This is a genomic window from Myroides oncorhynchi, assembly GCF_020905415.1.
GTDB lineage: Bacteria > Bacteroidota > Bacteroidia > Flavobacteriales > Flavobacteriaceae > Flavobacterium > Flavobacterium oncorhynchi_A.
The window spans coordinates 3,492,430-3,511,458 of the sequence record NZ_JAJJMP010000001.1 but is presented as its reverse complement, the minus strand read 5'-3'; the positions used below and the strand labels follow the sequence as shown (position 1 = coordinate 3,511,458).

13 protein-coding genes are annotated in these 19,029 nt (G+C 33.8%); 7 read left to right on the top strand and 6 right to left on the bottom strand.

Going from position 1 to position 19,029, the window contains the following annotated elements:
• Positions 1-265: 265 nt before the first annotated feature.
• Entirely contained in the window at positions 266-5,992 is a 5,727-nt protein-coding gene (locus LNQ81_RS15210; RefSeq protein WP_229948189.1) for a DUF3320 domain-containing protein, read from the top strand.
• Between the two features lie 86 nt (positions 5,993-6,078).
• The gene (bcp, locus tag LNQ81_RS15205) at positions 6,079-6,537 is read left to right on the top strand and encodes a thioredoxin-dependent thiol peroxidase (protein WP_229948187.1); all 459 of its coding nucleotides are present in this window, start codon (positions 6,079-6,081) and stop codon (positions 6,535-6,537) included.
• A gap of 55 nt (positions 6,538-6,592) precedes the next feature.
• Here bcp and bla read toward each other — a convergent pair whose 3' ends face one another.
• A complete protein-coding gene (gene bla, locus LNQ81_RS15200) occupies positions 6,593-7,474 on the bottom strand; it encodes a class A beta-lactamase, subclass A2 (protein WP_229948185.1) in 882 nt (293 codons plus the stop codon).
• Between the two features lie 133 nt (positions 7,475-7,607).
• Here bla and LNQ81_RS15195 point away from each other — a divergent pair, with 133 nt between their 5' ends.
• The 3 genes from LNQ81_RS15195 to LNQ81_RS15185 are packed head-to-tail and all read left to right on the top strand — an operon-like array spanning position 7,608 to position 10,240.
• Entirely contained in the window at positions 7,608-8,591 is a 984-nt protein-coding gene (locus tag LNQ81_RS15195; RefSeq protein WP_229948183.1) for a DUF2157 domain-containing protein, read from the top strand.
• Positions 8,578-9,648, top strand: a complete 1,071-nt coding sequence (locus LNQ81_RS15190) for a DUF4401 domain-containing protein (protein ID WP_229948181.1) — start codon at positions 8,578-8,580, stop codon at positions 9,646-9,648. Before LNQ81_RS15195 ends, LNQ81_RS15190 begins: the two co-directional genes overlap by 14 nt.
• Entirely contained in the window at positions 9,635-10,240 is a 606-nt protein-coding gene (locus tag LNQ81_RS15185; protein WP_229948179.1) for a GDYXXLXY domain-containing protein, read from the top strand. The genes LNQ81_RS15190 and LNQ81_RS15185 overlap by 14 nt, the downstream gene beginning before the upstream one ends.
• A 59-nt stretch (positions 10,241-10,299) precedes the next feature.
• Here LNQ81_RS15185 and LNQ81_RS15180 read toward each other — a convergent pair whose 3' ends face one another.
• A complete protein-coding gene (locus LNQ81_RS15180) occupies positions 10,300-11,064 on the bottom strand; it encodes a class I SAM-dependent methyltransferase (RefSeq protein ID WP_229948177.1) in 765 nt (254 codons plus the stop codon).
• 332 nt (positions 11,065-11,396) lie between these two features.
• Here LNQ81_RS15180 and LNQ81_RS15175 point away from each other — a divergent pair, with 332 nt between their 5' ends.
• Both LNQ81_RS15175 and rocD read left to right on the top strand, forming a co-directional pair.
• Complete coding sequence (locus LNQ81_RS15175) at positions 11,397-12,995, top strand: ABC-F family ATP-binding cassette domain-containing protein (protein ID WP_229948176.1); 1,599 nt, start codon at positions 11,397-11,399, stop codon at positions 12,993-12,995.
• Positions 12,996-13,117: 122 nt separating this feature from the next.
• Entirely contained in the window at positions 13,118-14,359 is a 1,242-nt protein-coding gene (gene rocD, locus LNQ81_RS15170) for an ornithine--oxo-acid transaminase (protein WP_229948174.1), read from the top strand.
• Positions 14,360-14,480: 121 nt separating this feature from the next.
• On the opposite strand, the gene LNQ81_RS15165 is transcribed toward rocD, so the two are convergent.
• The 4 genes from LNQ81_RS15165 to LNQ81_RS15150 all read right to left on the bottom strand — a co-directional run bounded on the left by LNQ81_RS15165 (position 14,481) and on the right by LNQ81_RS15150 (position 19,029).
• Entirely contained in the window at positions 14,481-15,188 is a 708-nt protein-coding gene (locus LNQ81_RS15165; RefSeq protein ID WP_229948172.1) for a LuxR C-terminal-related transcriptional regulator, read from the bottom strand.
• A gap of 557 nt (positions 15,189-15,745) precedes the next feature.
• Positions 15,746-17,236 (bottom strand): carboxypeptidase regulatory-like domain-containing protein, encoded by a 1,491-nt coding sequence (locus tag LNQ81_RS15160; RefSeq protein ID WP_229948170.1) that lies wholly within the window; start codon positions 17,234-17,236, stop codon positions 15,746-15,748.
• A 12-nt stretch (positions 17,237-17,248) separates the two neighbouring features.
• Positions 17,249-18,619, bottom strand: a complete 1,371-nt coding sequence (locus LNQ81_RS15155; RefSeq protein WP_229948167.1) for a CsgG/HfaB family protein — start codon at positions 18,617-18,619, stop codon at positions 17,249-17,251.
• Positions 18,620-18,627: 8 nt separating this feature from the next.
• Positions 18,628-19,029 carry a curli assembly protein CsgF gene (locus LNQ81_RS15150; RefSeq protein WP_229948166.1) on the bottom strand — a complete coding sequence of 134 codons (402 nt, stop codon included), beginning with the start codon at positions 19,027-19,029 and terminating at the stop codon, positions 18,628-18,630.

The window sequence follows — 19,029 nt, the reverse complement described above, 5'->3', positions numbered from 1 at the left end:
GAACACCCTTCTCCATTATCTAATTAAATGGATGTTTTTTCAACTAAATTTAAAAGTAAACTATTGTTGTATAGTTGTTTGTGTGGATTTATGATAGTATAGTGATAGTCTGCTATATTTTCTTAAATTTGTTAAGTATTATTTAATTTACACTGTTTTTTTAAAACTATATAAACATAAGTAAGTGAGCCAATTGACTTTAATATCTACCATCTAGTTATTGTTTTCATGGTACGCCTTATTTAGAAGAGATTATTGTTACGCTATGGAACAAAACATATCGATTAAACTATCTGTACAGAAGTATAATTACTTCAATTACACTTTTTGTATACAGAAATATCATTTTATACAACGACTTTTAATTGAAAACCAACAGACTTCTTATGAAGGAGTGAAGATAGTTATCACTTCACAACTTGGTTTTTTTGAAGATAATAGCATTCATATAGAGCGATTAGAAGCAAATACTGCTTATACGATTGTTAAATTTGACTTTAAATATAATCTACATTTTATCCGCAATATCGTGGAGAAAGATATAGATACGATACAGATTAGATTATATTCTGAAGAGGAGATTATTGCAGAGACTTTCTTTCAGATTGATGTATTGCCAATAGACTATTTCGGGGGAATTGATGTTTTTCCTGAGTTGTTGGCGTCTTATATCTTACCTAATCACGATGCTATTTTGCCGATTAAAACGAATGCGATTAGAATATTAGAAAGCAATAAGTTAACTCCCTCATTTGAAGGATATCAGTCTAGAGATAGAGAGCGTGTACTACAGATGGTATCAGCTATCTATCGTTCTATACAGAGTATGGATTTGGTGTATAGTGCATTACCACCTAGTTATGAGCGTACAGGACAGCGTGTTAGGTTATTAGATCAGGTAGTAGAAACTAAGTTTGGTAACTGTTTAGACATTACCTTGTTATTTGCTGCGTGCCTTGAAGCTATTAATCTTAATCCTATTTTGATCTTAACAAAAGGGCATATTTTCGTAGGAGTGTGGCTAGTTGATGATCGATTTGAATCGATGGTGAACTTTGATCAGACAGCTATTACTAAGCGTGCGGCGGCTAATATTAGCGAGCTAATCGTGATAGAGTCTACGATGATGTGCAAGGGGGCAACTCATACACTGAAAGAAGCGATGGCTTCTGCGGAGTCACAATTACTGCGTTCTTCTGATTTCTTATTGTCTATCGATGTAATGACAGCTCGTATAAATAATATATTGCCTTTACCTATCCATCGCAAGATAGATGGGGAAATTATAATAGAGCAGGAATTCGAAGTGAACAAGCCAAAAGACAATATAGACAAGCGCTTTGAACAGACGAATGTGTATGCTGATCTAGAACTAGGAGAGGGATTAAATATCTCAAAACAACGTGTTTGGGAACGCAAGCTACTTGATCTTTCGCTGAGAAATAACCTGTTAAATACCCGTTTCACTAAAAGTATCTTACAATTAATAGATGTCAATGTCAGCAGTCTTGAAGATTCATTAGCTGAAGGCAAAACATATACTATACAGGGAAGCAGTACACAGGAGATATTGAGTAGATATAATCTGTATTTTCCGCCTTTGCATTCTTCTGATAATTTGTACGAAGTAGTAGAGTCAGAGTTTAAAAATAATAGATTATACAGCTATTATAATGAGTATGATTTAGATAATATCTTAGTCAATCTACATCGTAATTCTAAATTAGCAGAAGAGGAGAATGGTAAGAGTACACTATATCTAGGAATAGGATTGCTAAAATGGTATGAGCCAAAATCAGCTGACACTGTTAGATATGCACCTATTCTATTAGTTCCTGTAGAGTTAAATCGCCGTTCTATCAACTCTAAATTCGTCTTGCGAGGTAGAGAGGAGGAGACGATGATTAATATTACATTGCTAGAGTACCTACGTCAGGAGTTTAAGCTTGATATGTCTGCTTTAGAGGATTTGCCTATGGATGAGTCAGGTGTTGATGTTCCTAAAGTATTGGCTTTAATTAGAAAGACGATTCTCAACTTAAAGGGATGGGATGTACTAGATCAAGTTATTCTAGGGACATTCTCTTTTAGTAAGCTGATCTTATGGCAAGACATTTCTAAATACTCAGATAAATTACAAGAAAGCACGATTGTTAAGAGCCTTTTGACAGGGAGTCTTACTGCTCCATTTGATACTTTAAGCAGTAGTGACGAAGAGTTAGAACAGCTATCTTCGTATGAATTGACTTTGCCGATATCGACTGATAATTCCCAATTAGAGGCAGTTAGAAATGCCCACGCGAATAATAGCTTTGTTCTTCACGGACCTCCAGGTACAGGTAAGTCGCAGACTATTACTAATATCATTGCTGATGCGTTAGCGAATGGTAAAAAAGTGCTATTCGTGGCGGCTAAGAAGGCTGCTCTAGATGTAGTACATCACAGGTTAGAGAAGATAGGATTAGGGCCATTCTGTTTGGAATTACACTCTAATAAAACGAGAAAATCAGATGTATTAGCACAGTTTGAAGCTACGCTAGACGTGCCAATGTATAAGGGTACTTACGACTTTAAGGAAGCGTCTAATCGCATAGATGAACGAAAAAGTGAACTGAGAAAGTATGTGGCGCAACTACATCATTGTTTTACGATAGGGTGGACTTTATATGACACCATAGCTTATCTAGAGCTAAATAATGTTGAGTTAAATAACAACGTTATTGTGAACATCAAATTAGAAGAAGTAAGCCAAGCGAATTATTTAAAGTGGACAGATTGGGTGATTCCGATGGATGCTTTATGTAAGAAAATAGATAATCCGGCTACGCATCCTTTACGTTCTTTAAATATAATAGAACATAAGTATGACATTCAAAACAACATAAAAGAAGTACTATCTGACTATAAATATGTAGCGCGTGAGTATGAACATTTAGGTTTAGAGTATAAGTTCGACCTGCTGTCTAATAATCACTTGAATCCAAATAACTTAAAAGAGCTTTTTGAACTTATAGCGAAGAGCAATTTATCTTATGAATTAGTTGATCTATACTTTGATGAGAATCAGTTTAACTTACTGAATAAGTGGGCAGAATTACAACAAAGAAGAATTAAGATAGAGGAAGTTATAGGACGTCAGTTTAATAAGAAAATATTAGAGATAGATTTGTCTCTCTATGAACAACAGTGGAATATTTCTAAGCACCAATGGTTCTTACCTAAATGGTTAAAACAGAGAAAAGTCAAGTCATTCTTAAACGGATATGCTAAGTTAAAGGTGAGTGAAACTGCTGATATAGAACAGTTATTTGCGCAAGCTGAAGAGTATAAAAAAATCAAACAGAACTGTGAGAATGCTATTTACAAGGATGTAAATAAGCTATCTAATGTCTATTATTCAAATAACAATCTAGATATAGAGACGATATATAAAGAATTAGACAATCTTAGCCTTATTTCTTCTTTATCACATCAGTGTGGCTTCACAGGTATTGATACTTGGTTATTACACTTCTATAAAAACACAAATGTTAGAAGAGGAGTTTCGGAGATTCTGACATTCTTAAAAACCTTTACTGTTAAGTACCAAGGTATTCAAGAAATTACTAATTCTACTTCGGCGCCTTTAAGTAGTGAAGTAGATACTATTTTAGCGAACCTAGATAAACTAAGTGATTGGATTAATTATAATGTTTATAGACGCGAGGGGATAGCTATTGATCTAGAGTGGTTTATTAAGTTGTTAGAAAACGGTGTTATCGATAAAGATAATTTGTCTAATGACCTAGAGCGTATCTTACACATTAATCTGTTTATACAGACAGTAAGTCATTCATTTGCCTTAAGTGGTTTTGATTCAAAAATATACGAGACGCTGATCAAACAGTATCAAGATATACATAACGAGTATACAGAACTTAATAAGAGTCAGTTAATTCTGAAACTTAGTAGTCGTATTCCTCGCTCATCTAATGAGTTCATTCAGAATTCAGAGCTAGGGATGCTTAAACGTGCTATACGCAGTAGAGGTAGGGGAATGAGCTTGAGAAAGCTCTTTGATCAAATGCCTAACTTACTACCACGCTTAAAACCGTGTATGCTAATGAGCCCTATCTCTGTGGCACAGTACTTTAATGTGAGTACAGATCACTTTGATTTGGTGATCTTTGATGAGGCATCTCAGTTGCCAACCGCAGAGGCTATTAGTGCATTAGCTAGAGCAAAACAAGCGATAATAGTAGGGGATCCTAAGCAGATGCCACCGACTACTTTCTTTGCGTCTAATAAAATAGATGAAGACAACTTAGAGTTAGAGGATCTTGAGAGTATCCTAGATGACTGTTTAGCATTATCATTACCTTCTAAGTATCTGTTAAGACACTATAGAAGTAAGCACGAGAGTTTGATCTCATTTAGTAATGCTAACTTCTATGATAACAAGTTGTTGACGTTCCCGTCTAAAGATGATTTAGACCGAAAAGTAACGTTCGAGTTTATAGCAGATGGAGTCTATGAGAAAGGGAAATCACGTACAAATAAATTAGAAGCTAAAGCAATTATTCAATACATCAAACTTCACTACGAACAGCCTAACCCTAAAACATTAGGAGTGGTTACATTTAGTCAAACGCAGCAGACCTTGATAGAAGATATGCTAACAGATATGCTTAAGAGTAATCCGACAGTAGAGGAGAAGATGTTAGGAGCTTCTGAGACCTTATTTATCAAGAACCTTGAGAATGTACAGGGGGATGAGCGTGATATTATCTTATTTTCTATTGGGTATGGACCTGATGAAGAAGGTAAAGTGTCAATGAACTTCGGTCCTTTAAATAGAGATGGAGGATGGCGTCGTCTGAATGTAGCTGTGACTAGAGCGCGCTATGAAATGAAGATATTCTCTTCTATTAAAGGAGATCAGATAGATCTAAGACGTACTAATTCTGAAGGAGTTAAAGGATTGAAGAACTTCTTAGAATTTGCAGAGAAAGGGTATGTAAATCTTGTCGAATCAGAAGAAGTAAGAAAGAATGACAAGTTAATTCAGTCCATCGCGAAATACCTAAATGCCAATGGTCTAGAGGTGAAGATGAACATAGGTACTTCCGGTTACCGCTTAGATATAGGGGTAGTGGATAAGAATAATCCTAATCAATATATCGTCGGGATATTAGTGGATGGATTAAACTACTATAATGTCAAAACCACTAATGATAGAGAGCTATTAATACCAGGGGTATTAAAAGGATTAGGATGGGATATTTACCGCATATGGACAATCGATTGGTTTAAGAATAAAGAATTAATTATCAAGGATCTTAAGGAGAAGATAGATAATCTTTATACTAACGCAGTAGAGCCAGTAGTGAGTATTAATCCTAATGATTTTATTCATAAGCACTTGGTTGAGATTACTGATACGGGAATTATCTCTAATCAAAAAGCTTATAATCGTGTTGCTTTACAAACGGTGGTTGAGGCTAATCCTGAGGCTATCTATGAAATGAGTAATCGAAATATGATACAGAATCAGATGTATGATCTTATTCAGATAGAGGGGCCCATTAGCCAATCGTATCTATTTAAGAAGATTATGAATGCGTGGAGTATCTCTAGAACGAGCAGTAAATTACAAGCTTATTTCGTGGAATTAGTAAATGCTGTACCTAATACAGTTAGCGTTCCTTCATATCAAGAGTTTTATTGGAATGAAGAAGTCTATAAACGTGGATTGACACATTATAGAGATAACACTATCGAGAAGAGAAATATAGAAGATATCAGCCCTGAAGAGATAGAATTGGCTATTATAGAATTGCTGAAGAGCAACTTTAGTGTGCCACACGAAGATCTAACAAAGGCTATCGGTAAAGCATTTGACTTTAGTAAGCTAGGTAGTCAGATGGATCAAGTGATTCAACATGTGATTAAAAAGATGCTAGTAGAGGACAAGATTATTTATCAGTTCGATAAGATAGTCCTGAAAGAGTAATCTTATGATAGAGAGAGTTTATAGGTAAACCTTGATAGTTCTTATAAATTCTCCTATTTTTGTTATAATCGTAAAATAGAAAGAAGATGAAGACATTAGAAATAGGGCAACCAGCCCCAGCGTTTAAAGCATTAGATCAAGCAGGTAATATACACCAATTAAGTGATTATAAAGGAAAGAAATTAGTGGTATTCTTTTATCCTAAAGCAAGTACGCCAGGATGTACGTGGGAAGCGTGTAACTTACGTGATAACTACGCTGAGTTAAAAGCTAAGGGTTTTGAACTACTAGGTGTCAGCGCAGATTCAGCAGCTAGACAACAGAAGTTTATCGATAAGAATAACCTTCCTTTTCCGCTATTAGTAGATGAAGAGAAAGAGGTACTAAATGCTTTCGGAGTATGGGGACCTAAGAAGTTTATGGGGCGTACATATGATGGTATCCACAGAATGACTTTCGTGATCAACGAAGAGGGAATTATCAGCGATGTGATTAGTAAAGTAAAGACTAAAGATCACGCAGCTCAGATATTAGAGAAAGCATAAAATAAGGTACAAAAAAGCACAGTTTTATAAGAACTGTGCTTTTTTTTTGTATAATTTACTGTTTACTATAATAGTCGTAAGCTGCTTTGGCTACTTGTGCTATGATGGAAGCATTTGTTTTATCATCTTCTAGTGAATCTTTTACTAGAACAGCTATGGAGAACTGTTTTCCATTAGGAAGATAGACAAGTGCTAAGTCATTATCCGCAGCTCTTAATCCCTTGTCGTTTCTAAATGACATCCCTGTTTTATGAACCACAACTGTGTTTTTAGGAAGTAAAGCTTTAACTTTATCTAGTCCAGACTTAGTATCTATCATTGCTTGTTGTAAGAATACTTTATACTCAGGAGATAATAATTCTTTTCGGTGAAATAACTCTAGTATTCTTGTTGCTTCAAGCGGGGTAATCCAGTTGTCATATTGGTTGTTGAAGTCTAGACTCATTTCCTCTTCACTAGAGATAATCTCAAACTCCTTAATCCCAAGGCTTCTATAGTATAAGTCTGTCATCTTAGGACCTATTAGGCTACTGAAAAACAAGTTAGAGATATTATTATCACTGTGAGAAGCGGTATACTGTATTAATTCCCCGATAGGTATATTAAAGTCTCCCATAGGGCATTTATCTCTAAGCGGACTATAGGTACCTTCTTTTAAATCCTCTTTCTTAATAAACATCGGAGTGTTTAATTCAATATTGTGTTTATCCATATAATCCAAGATAGTTAAGGCTTGAAAGAATTTATAAACACTCATAGTAGGGTATTTATGATCATTATTAAAGGTCAGTGTATCTTTTCCATCATAAATGATAGCAATACCTACAGTTGCTTTTTTATGCTGTAGAATTGACTCTATTTGTTGTTTTAATTTTTGATTTTGTCCAAATGTTATAGAAGAAATAGACAGTAGACATAGTAAGAATAATAGTCTCATTAAAAGCTTTTTAAAATAAGGTACAAAAGTAATTACAAAAAATAAAGTCTAAAAGAAGTGCAAATAAAATAGATCTAATTTTAACAGATTATCATTTCTAAGCAATTTTTTTATTACGTTTGACAAAAATTCTATGAAAGAAAAAATAGATAAGGGTGACTTATATCTCTTAAAAGAGCACAGTTCGCTTTCAGATATACAGCTTAGGGAGCTCTTAGAGCAGAAGAGTTATGCTAATCTAACAGACTGGCAGAAATTCACTAAGTACTTCACCTTAATACTAGGCGCTGGATTATTTGTTTCGGGGATTGTGTTTTTCTTTGCTTATAATTGGGCTGACCTAGATAAAAACATCAAGTTCTTACTTGTTTTTGGGCTTCTAGCGATATGCATAGGAGGATCAGTATATCCTAAGTTTAGTACGTTGATTAAACAGATAAGCTTACTTAGTGCAAGTGTATTAGTAGGTGTGTTATTTGCCGTATTTGGACAAGTTTATCAAACGGGCGCTAACGCCTATGACTTGTTCTTTATGTGGGGCTTGGCAGTTACGCCGTGGACACTATTGAATAAATTCTCAGCACATTGGTTGTTTTATGCTGTATTAGTGAATACCACTTTAATACTGTATTACACACAATTAAGAGAAGAAGACGAACTGTTCTTTAGCGTATTATTTATGTTACTGTTAAACATAGCGCTTTATGTAATACCTGTTATATTAGGGAAGTTCTTTAACTATACAGTGGCTAGATATTATACCGCATTAGTTACATTCGCTAGTATTGCACTTGCTACTGCCGGAGTGGTTATGTATATCTTTTTAAGCACAGATCAGTATATCAAAGCAGATATATCAGGATTATATTACTTAGTAATAGTTTCTATACTTTGGCTAGTGGGAAGTTTCTTATGGGGTAGAAAGACGAAGGACTTATTAGTGTTTAGTTATATCTATTTAGCCTTGTTTGCTATTGTATTTGCTGTACTAATTAAGATTGCTGATTTTAATGTAGGAGCATTATTACTATATGCACTTTACACCATCGGAGGAACATTCGCTATCGTAAAACTTATTATGAATCAGAAAAAACTTTGGAACAATGAGCAAGAGTAATTTTAAAACCTTAGTCTCTTCGTTAGAACAGAGTGGAGTAGAGATAAACCACGAGTCTTTAACTGAGGCAACAGATAAGGGAGCGCTAAAGTCGATTATCATAAGAGTGGTATCAGTATTAGGAAGTTTACTAGGATTAGGTTTATTCATCGGATTTATAGCCTTGATATCTGCTGATTTATTCCGAAATCAAGCTGTGTTAACAGGTATTGGAATTGCCTTTTTAGTAGGCGCATTCTTCTTTAATCGCAGTAAGGATAGCGCTATTACAGATAGTATAGCCGTATCACTCTATATCATAGGACATTCTTTCTTGATCTATGGACTCACAGGAGATAGTAATATAGGAGGTTATATTGCCTTAGCGACTTCTATTATAACGCTATGTGTATATAATAATCAGATTATTAGTTTTTTAAGTACATTAGGTGTGCTAATCTCAATACACGTTATAATGTTTAGCTTACATATAGAGAACTTCTATTATATCTATTTAGCTTTTGTACTGCTATTTGCAGTATACCTATTTTGGCACGAGCAACAGATTAGAACGCAGAATAGCATCCTGAGAGAACGATATTTGCCTGTATTTACGGCGTTCTTTTGCTATATCTTAGTGATGGGAATTATAGCATCTACAGAAGATTATGGATACTACTATTTTAGTGAGTATAGCGCAGTTCGCGTATTTTTACTACTTGTAATATTAGGGTTAATACTTGCTACAGTGTATTTGTTATTAGATAAAATGAAGGTTGCACAGTTAAATACGAAGATTATAGTGTATCTGTTTTCAGTATTATTTACTGTGTTGATAGCCTTTAATTACCCTGCTTTTGGTATCGCATTCTTATTTTTGCTATGGAGTTTTAAGCAGCAGTTTAAGGCAGGTATTGCCTTGAGTATTGCTACATTTATATGGGCTATGGGGATGTTTTACTATGATTTAGGACTTACCTTATTAGAAAAATCTATCTCGATGATGATAGTAGGAGGTCTGTTTTTAGGAGTGTATTATTTAATTCAAAAGAAAGGAGAGGGATATGATAAAGTCTAAGAATAGTATAATACTAAGTGTTTTCGTATTGATAGGAATCTTCTTTGTTAGGGCAGTCTTACAAAAAGAAAATACCATTAAGGAAGGTCAATTAGTTCTTTTAGAACTAGCACCTGTAGATCCTAGATCACTTATACAGGGGGATTATATGATCTTAAATTATGCGATATCTAATCAGACCCGTGCATTTGATCAGGTGATAGTAGATACTATAGTTCCTGCGCTTAATGATAGTATCGCAGTTAGTGAGGTAGAGGAGAACGTCTTAAGAGCACAGCAGGATATCCAAGAGGCTGTAGAGAAAGCAGAACTAAATAAGCGCGGTTACGTCTTATTATCTTTAGATAAGGATAATGTAGGAAGTATGGTGATGATGATGAATGAAATGGGAAAGAAGAAAGAGAACCAAATCTATATTAAGTACTTTAACTATCAAGGTTGGAGATTTAATATCGGTGCGGAGAGTTTCTTCTTTCAAGAGGGAGAAGCCAAAAAATATGAACAAGCAAAGTATGGTGGACTACGTGTAGATGAGCAAGGGAATAGCGTGCTTATCGGGATGTATGATAAAGATCGCAAGCTAATTAATTAGGAATTATTTGCTTACGGCATTTGATATAAACAGGGAGTTTGTGCTCCCTGTTTTTTGTATTACCTCGTTTCGAAAGTCAAAGTATGAGTTTCTGTATTCGGTTCTTCTAGATAATTATAATTACTGCTAATCGTTATATCAGTAAAACCAACTGCTATCAAGGCTAATTCAAACTCTTTAACTCCCCAAAAACGCAGAGAGAACAAATCTATTTCGGAGTTAATTAATCCTTTCTCATTATCCCAATGCTCATATCTAAGTTGAGAAAGAGTGGTCTGTTTAAGATAAGAGGTTTCTACTCTAGATTCTGTTAATGTAAGCATTCCATTATCGACATTCCATTGTCTCGCTAACATAGGCCTTTCAGCTAATGCAGAGATTGGAGATAAGTCTATTATTAATCTACCACCTTCCTTTAGAGCTAATTTAAAACGTTTTAATACCTCTATTGCTTCATCAGTATCGGTGATGAGTTGAAAAGATCCTGCAGGGATTATAATTGCTTCAAATGGCTCAGAATAACTAAAGTTATTAAACATTTCTTGTTTGATAACAGTTTTAAGTTTACGAGTTTCGCATTCTTGTTTACAGTAAGATAGCATTTCTAATGACGCGTCAAAACCTTCTACTTGTAACCCTCTTTCTAATAGAGGAATTAGTATTCTTCCATTACCAGTAGCAGGCTCTAATATTGTTCCGTTACAGTTTTTTAATCGTTCCAAGTAATATTCTACATCTCCGAATGACCTTCCGATAGGTTTATCTATGTGATATACCCATGATGCGATTGTGCTATATCTATTAGTTAATTCTGTGTTTTTCATTGTTTAGCTTTGATTCTAGACTGTAAACATAGCGTTTTTGAGAATTTATACAAAAAAGAAATGGCATTCTTTGTTTAAATTCAAAAGTAGCTATACATTTGCGACAGTATTAACGAATAATAGTCTAAATGTACACAGCTAAGTAAAGATTGGTTATATAACCAATAGATAAAAGGACGTACTTCAAGTCCGACGAGTGGTTATCATCTTTATAAATTAGGCAACAGTCTTATGTTGTCATAATACTTAGTATCGTGTAAATACATATTTTTTGACCGTGAGGAGTGGTGTACGGGCCACGTATGGAATATTCACATCAGTAAACATAGACTATGAGCATAGTTATATCAAACTTATCATATTATCACGCAGATAAAACACCGTTATTTACCCATATCAACCTATCTATTCATACAGGAGAGAAGGTCAGTATTATCGGGCAAAATGGAACAGGAAAAACAACTTTATTAAAATTAATAACAAGAGAATTAGAGCTAGCAGATCCTTCTATTCACATAGTGGGGAGTGTATTCTACTTGCCTCAAAATAAACAATTAGTACAATCACATACTATCTATGAAGCAGTAGGTGTTGCTACTAAAGTCAATGCCTTGCGTGCTATCTTAGCGGGTTCAGTAGAAGAGTCTGATTATGAAATCCTAAATGATCAGTGGGATATCGAGGAGCAGATAGGGAAGGTGTTAGCCTATTGGGGACTAGAGACTATCTCTGCCGATACGACGATGGACTGTCTTAGTGGAGGACAGCAAACTAAAGTGTTATTTGCTAAGATGATGCTGAGTCAGGCGGATATATTATTACTAGATGAGCCTACTAATCACTTGGATGCGGAGACAAAAGCGTTGTTTTATACTTTTGTTCAGGAGTTTAAGGGGACAGTGGTTATCGTTAGTCACGATAGAGTATTATTAGAATTAATGCCAATTACGTTTGAAATTACGCCAACTGCAGTTTATAAATACGGAGGAAATTACAGTTTATATAAAGAACAAAAAGAACTGAGATTACAAGGAATTCAGAGTAAGTTAGATCACCTCTCTAAAGAGATAAAAGAGGCTAAAAAGGCTGATGTCAAACGAACTGAGCAAATCAATAAAGACAAAGCACAGAACAAAAAGGCTGAGAAGAATGCAGGGCTTCCGAAAATCGTTATTAATGCGATGCGCAATAAAACAGAGAATAGTGTAGCTAAACTTCAAGATGTACACCAACAGAAAAAGGAAGGTATACAGTCTGAACTCAATGACTTGAGAACGCAGTTAGAGAGGGATAAATTATTCTCTATTCGCTTCCCTCACTCTAAACTTCACAAAGGAAAAATACTGTGGGAAGCAAAAGAAATGAACTATCGATACTCACCAGCTTTTGAACCTATATTTAAAACAAGTCTTGATTTTAAGTTACTGAGTGGAGATCGTTTATTATTAAAAGGAAAGAACGGTTCAGGAAAATCTACTTTGTTCAAATTGTTGCAAGGGGTTTACGTTCCTACAGCAGGAGAGCTTTATCGCGGGGAAGCTAAAGTTATTTATCTCGATCAGTTTTACTCTTTGTTAGATAGTAATCTTACACCCGTAGAACAACTAGAAAGTATTAACACAGCTAAATACTCTACAGCCGAACTTCGTAATTTGTTATTTCAATATGGAATAGGTGTAGAGTTATGGACTAATAAGATTAATACTTTTAGTGGTGGAGAGAAACTAAAGTTAGTGTTGTGCTACCTAACTATTTTACAATCAGAGATAGATGTCTTATTATTAGATGAACCAACTAACAACTTGGATATTATCAGTATAGAGGGTTTAACTAAAGCATTGAATGAATTTAATGGAACAATGATTGTAGTTAGTCACGATAGTAGTTTTATTAAAGATTTAGGGATAGTAGATGTGCTTGATTTGAATTAATAGGTTTAAAGCAATTAGTAAAGCCATCTATTATCAATAATTTAATAATTAAGTTTTAATAGCTCATTAATTTTAGAGTTCACTAAATAATATTTAAATTGCGGAAACAAAAACAATATATAATGTCAAACAAAATCACTTCAGCTCAAGTTATTGAGTTAGAAAATAAATACGGAGCACATAATTATCACCCACTACCAGTAGTATTATCTAAAGGTGAAGGAGTGTATGTATGGGATGTAGAAGGGAAGAAATACTATGATTTCTTATCTGCTTATTCTGCAGTTAACCAAGGACACTGTCACCCAGCTATCGTTAAGGCGATCTCTGAACAAGCAGGTACTTTAGCACTTACGTCTAGAGCATTCTATAATGATAAGTTAGGGTTCTACGAAGAGAAAATCACTAAGTTATTTGGTTTCGATAAAGTATTACCCATGAACTCAGGTGCTGAGGCTGTAGAGACTGCTTTAAAACTATGTAGAAAGTGGGCGTATGAAGTAAAAGGTATCGCTGAGAACCAAGCTAAAATCATCGTATGTGAGAACAACTTCCACGGAAGAACAACTACGATTATTTCTTTCTCTAACGATGAAGATGCTCGTAAAAACTATGGTCCTTACACAGACGGATTTATCCGTGTAGCATATAATGATGTAGATGCTTTAAAAGCTGCATTAGAAGCAAATAAAGGAACTGTTGCAGGTTTCTTAGTCGAGCCTATTCAAGGTGAAGCAGGTGTGTATGTACCAGATGCTGGTTACTTAACTGCTGCTAAGGCATTATGTGAAGAACACAAAGCATTATTTATCGCTGACGAGGTTCAAACAGGTATCGCTCGTACAGGTAAAATGCTTGCTATCGACCACGAAAATATCAAAGCTGATATCATCGTATTAGGTAAGGCATTATCAGGAGGAGCTTATCCTATCTCTGCTGTATTAGCAAATGACGAGGTTATGAATGTAATCAAACCAGGTCAACACGGGTCTACTTTCGGTGGTAACCCTACGGCTGCTGCAGTAGCTATCGCGGCATTAGATGTAGTACTAGATGAGAAGTTAGCTGATAACGCTGAGAAGTTAGGACAACTGTTTAGAGCTGAGTTAAACAAGTATATCGCGAATAGTAATATCTGTACGTTAGTACGTGGTAAAGGACTATTAAACGCTATCATCATCAATGATACTGAAGAGAGTGATACAGCTTGGAATATCTGTCTTAAACTAAGAGACAACGGATTATTAGCTAAACCAACACATGGTAACATAATCCGTTTTGCCCCACCATTAGTAATGAACGAAGAGCAGTTATTAGACTGTGTACGCATCATCACTGAAACATTAAAAGAATTCGAGAGATAGTATTTACTACTAGTTTTGATAAATATAAAAACTCCCTTATAAGATTGCTTAATCTCATAAGGGAGTTTTTTTATAACAGCAGCAGATAATTGTATTTGCATTTTTATTCGGAGTTTATATTTTAATCTGCAAAACTTAGTTTCTTCACTAACTCTATAAAACTATTAGTACTTGTTTTATAAAGAATATTTTTTCGATGAGTCAATATTGTATTTTGACTCACATTAAGAGCATTAGAGATTTGTTTACTTGTTAATCCTTCTTTGATTAAGGTAAGAACTTCTAATTCTCTATTGGTAAGATTATATTCTTTGTTTAAATCCAGATATACATTATTTATTCTATCAAATACCCTGTATTCACAGTACTTATATGAAGTATCATTCCTAAGAACTTTATGTGTAACTAATGTCTTAGATAAATGTCCACTCTCATTTACTTCTAAAGCTTGACATTCCTGAGATATGGTTATATAAGAACCTTTAGCATTTTTAATTCTATAATTGTATCTATATAGATATCTAAAATGTTCATTAAATCTCAAGTTATTAGTGAATTCAAGTCCGCGTTCTTCTTGTTCTAGAAAGTGGTTCTGATCTTCAGGATGGATAATGTCAATAAGGAAATTTAGATTAAATTCGCAAGCATTGTAGCCTGTTATTTTGGTAAAAGATGAATTGATAAAAAGAATAGTATTCTCATTATAGTCAAAAATAAAGAAGTATGTACAAAGCTCATTAGTAGAGGAGACTTTGTTTTTTTCTTTTGATTTGGAATTCTGTCTATTGTATAGATCTAGCCATTGTTCGTTAAAAGATGATATATTCATTTGTGGTGGTTTTGAATAGTTGTTAGTAAGGATAATGCGTTGTTTAATTTGTTAGATTCTGTATTTAAGTTTTTAGGTGAAGGATATTAAAGCATTGTTTTTTGATATGTATTTATCATCACTTATGTTGTAATAATTATTCTTTGTAAAATTGCTTAAAATATTCTTATAAGTGACATTTTTAGTGGGTAGTAGGTGGGTAGTTTATAACTATTACTCTAATTAATCTTGCTTTTTTACGTAAAAAATATATTGTAATATATTGGTTTATAGTTTTTTATAACTAAACTTGAATGTTCTGTCTTTTTTAAGTAAATACGACAGATGAGTAGTCTTAAACTACTTTGTTTTTACCTCATAATCATTGTGAAATTGCATAATAAGTAAAAAAACAGAAGTGTCTAAACTTGATAAAAGGTAATAGTTGGCTTTATAACTATTTTTAATTTTCACTATGAAGAACAATTAATCAAAATCGGCACCAATAAAAACAAAAGAGGCTATCTATATTTGATAGATAGCCTTTTGATTTCTACTAAAAATATATCAGAAACTACTTAGTTCCAGTCTGCCATGAAGGCATTTTTATATTTAAGTTCTCTAGTCTTACTACTAATTGTTTGTATATAGATATCTTTCTGAGATCTACCATCGTTAGAAGTATTTGTGAATATTACATAAGCTTCATTAGGAGAGAAACGAGGTTCTAAATCGTTAGTTCCTAATTTTATGTCTTTTGAATAATCAGTTGAAGTAGAAGTAGATCGGTCATAGATAAATATTTTAGAACTAATTCTCCTATAAGACATATTTTCTTCACCTGATGTGTCATAAGCGTAGAGTACTTTCTTTCCATTGGCAGATATTTGCAATCCACTAGTAGCACCTTTTGCATTTTTTAGAATGTCAAATCGAAAATTACCTTGCAGATCTATACAGTATAGATGAACGTTATAGCCATTTGAGTTATTTGTTTTTAGAGCAATTAGGTTTTGTTCAATGTTGACATCTACTTCAGAAATAAAAGAATTATCACTAGTTTGATAAATCATATCTACTCTTTGCCCATTAGAACTTATGGTATAAAGTTTATTAAAGTTGGCAAAGTATATCTTATCACTATTGGATGGCCAACTAAAGGTTATTTCATTTAAATCAAACCCTGTCGGTTTAATAGTAGATGTAATTTTCTGTTGATTAGAACCATCAGGATTCATAGTGTATATATCTGTTTGTGTTCCAGTAGTACGAAGAAAGGCTATTTTGTTAGAGTAAACATTCTTTATAGGTCTAAAACTATTGACAGAACTATTCGTTAATTGAAATTCTTCACCTGTTTCTTGATTAATAGAAAATATAACGAGATTTCCATTTATATTTTTAGTATATACTATGCGATTATCTTTAGGAGTAGTATATACAGTAAATGAACTGACTTTACTGCTAACTTCTGGATTAAATGTATCACCTGCAGATACTTGCCAGAAATACTTGTATCCTAACTTTAGATCTTTATAGGTAAAAGTAGTATCTTTTATTGAATTAAAGATTTCAATGTCATCATTGGTATCATTGTATAGGGTCAATGTATAAGTTAATTTATCTTTGTCTGGATCAGATGCAGTCCATAGAAAAGTAGCATTAGTATTGTTGATAAGCTCATTTTCTGTTGGTGTTAAAAGTATTGGTTGTAAGGGAGGTTTGTTGTTCCCTTTGGATACAACCATTTCAAAAACAGTATTACTTGTCTTATCAGTGTACACAACAGCTCCTTTAAATGCAGTTATAAATCCTTTGAATTCCGCCTTAACAGAGTAGTTACCTACTTTAACATTTTCTAAAGTGAAGTTTCCTTTTTCATCTGTAAAGACCGTATTAGAAATAGGAGAAGTCTCTATTTTTACATTAGCCATTGGTTCATTAGTTTCAGAAGTTACTACTTTCCCTATAATAGTACCAGTACCTTCATTGTCCATGTAATCCTCACTACAAGAGAAGAGAATAAAGAGTAGGGCTAACCAGCTGAATTTTATATATAAGTTTTTCATAAGATATCAGAGTTAGAAATAATATTTTAAGCCAAAGCCAAAATTGAAATAGAAGTCATTTCGCTTACCATATTTCAGGTTGTCTAGATCATCTTTAAATGTAATGTTCTGTTCAGCAAACCCAAATAAAGCCAAATTAGTAGAGAAACTATAATGTACTCCTAAACCATACTGTATTTTAAAAGCAGTAGTTTTATACTCACTATTTTCAAAAAGAGAATTGTTTGTTATGATACCTGGTCCTACATAAACGTATGGAGCTATCTTATCATAAGGTAAAATAGTAGCTCTTATATTAGTGTCTACGCTATACATCTGTTTTTTAAAGTTCTTTCCTGATACAAATTGTATAGGATTAGCACTTACTTCTAACGCAAATATATCTGACAACTTTCTTGCATAAGCAAATCGAAATGAATATCCAGGCTTTTTATCTTTAAGATCTCCATCAAATACAGTAATGCCTGCTGAAGCAGAAACCTCATTCTTTTGTGATCTGTCTATTTGTTTCCTATCGTATAGTAAAGTTGATTCTTCAAGTTGCTTTGCAATATTATAATTGGTAATTAACTGATCATCTATTTCTTTTCCCGCTGCAGTTTTCCATAAACTATCTTCTATACCTTCAATAATAATACTCTCTACAGCTTTTTCTATAGCATCTTTAAGTGCCAGCTGAACGGGTTCGTTTACAGTAAAACCTGTTTCGACTTCGAGTAGTCGTTGAAAGTTGACATATTTAAAGATATTAGCAGATACAGCTTGTGATAGAATAGTTTTAGATACATAAACTGTTTTTAATACTTTTCCATTGGTTGTAGAGACTGCACGTAGATATACTGTTATTCGATCTTCTCTATATTGCTGAGAACCACCTACGCCAAAATATCTCGCTCCTGTACCTCCAGTAATCATATTAGTATCATAAGACACAATACCTCCCTCTAGTAAAATACCAGCAAATAAGAGAGGTGGTAATTGAGTTTGTGAGGCATCACCTGCTTGTCTATATTGTTCTCGCGTGGTATTTATGATATTTCTTTCGTTGAGAAGATTTCCTAAGTTTTCTCTCTCCACTACTGTAAACCATCCACTATCCTCTAATGCCTTGGTAAGCATAGTTGTTCCTCCTTGAGGAACAGCAGTACTGAAAGAACTTCCGACTTCTATATTTTTATATTGACCAGTCTGATCTCTAAAGTTATAAACTCCTGTCACGATTGGTTCTTTAGGTTTTGGAAGTTCTTTTAGAGTCTTGCTAATAGCTGTTAATTCTCCTGTTCGCGCTTTTTGTTTAGTCATTGGTTGATTTAAAAAAGCTCCGCAGTTACTAAGAAATAAAGCTGAAAACAAAACTAAAAAGGTAAGTTTTATACGTTCCATACTCTTTACTAATAAGAAGGCATTATTATCTGTGTTTGTTCTCCAGTGTCTGTATTGAGAATATTGACAACCATACCTTCAGCAGAGCTATAAATCTCTACTGATAAACTTCCAAAAGTAAAAGTGCCTTCTTTTAATTCCTTTCCAAAAGAATCACTAAATAACTGACGTGATATCTGATTAAGCAATTGAGTATTTAAACGCTCTGTAAATTGGTTTAAACTATTTGCATCTTTTTTATTTGCTGCGTTAGGGTCTTTAAAAGAATTTTGCGCATTAGCAGAGCTAAGCATCATTTGATAATTAAATACTTCTCCGCCAAAGAATGGATTCATTGGCTTATAAGTTAACTGTTGTGCAGTGCACAATGTCGTCGTCATTAAAGCTAGTAAGTAGAATAAATATTTCAT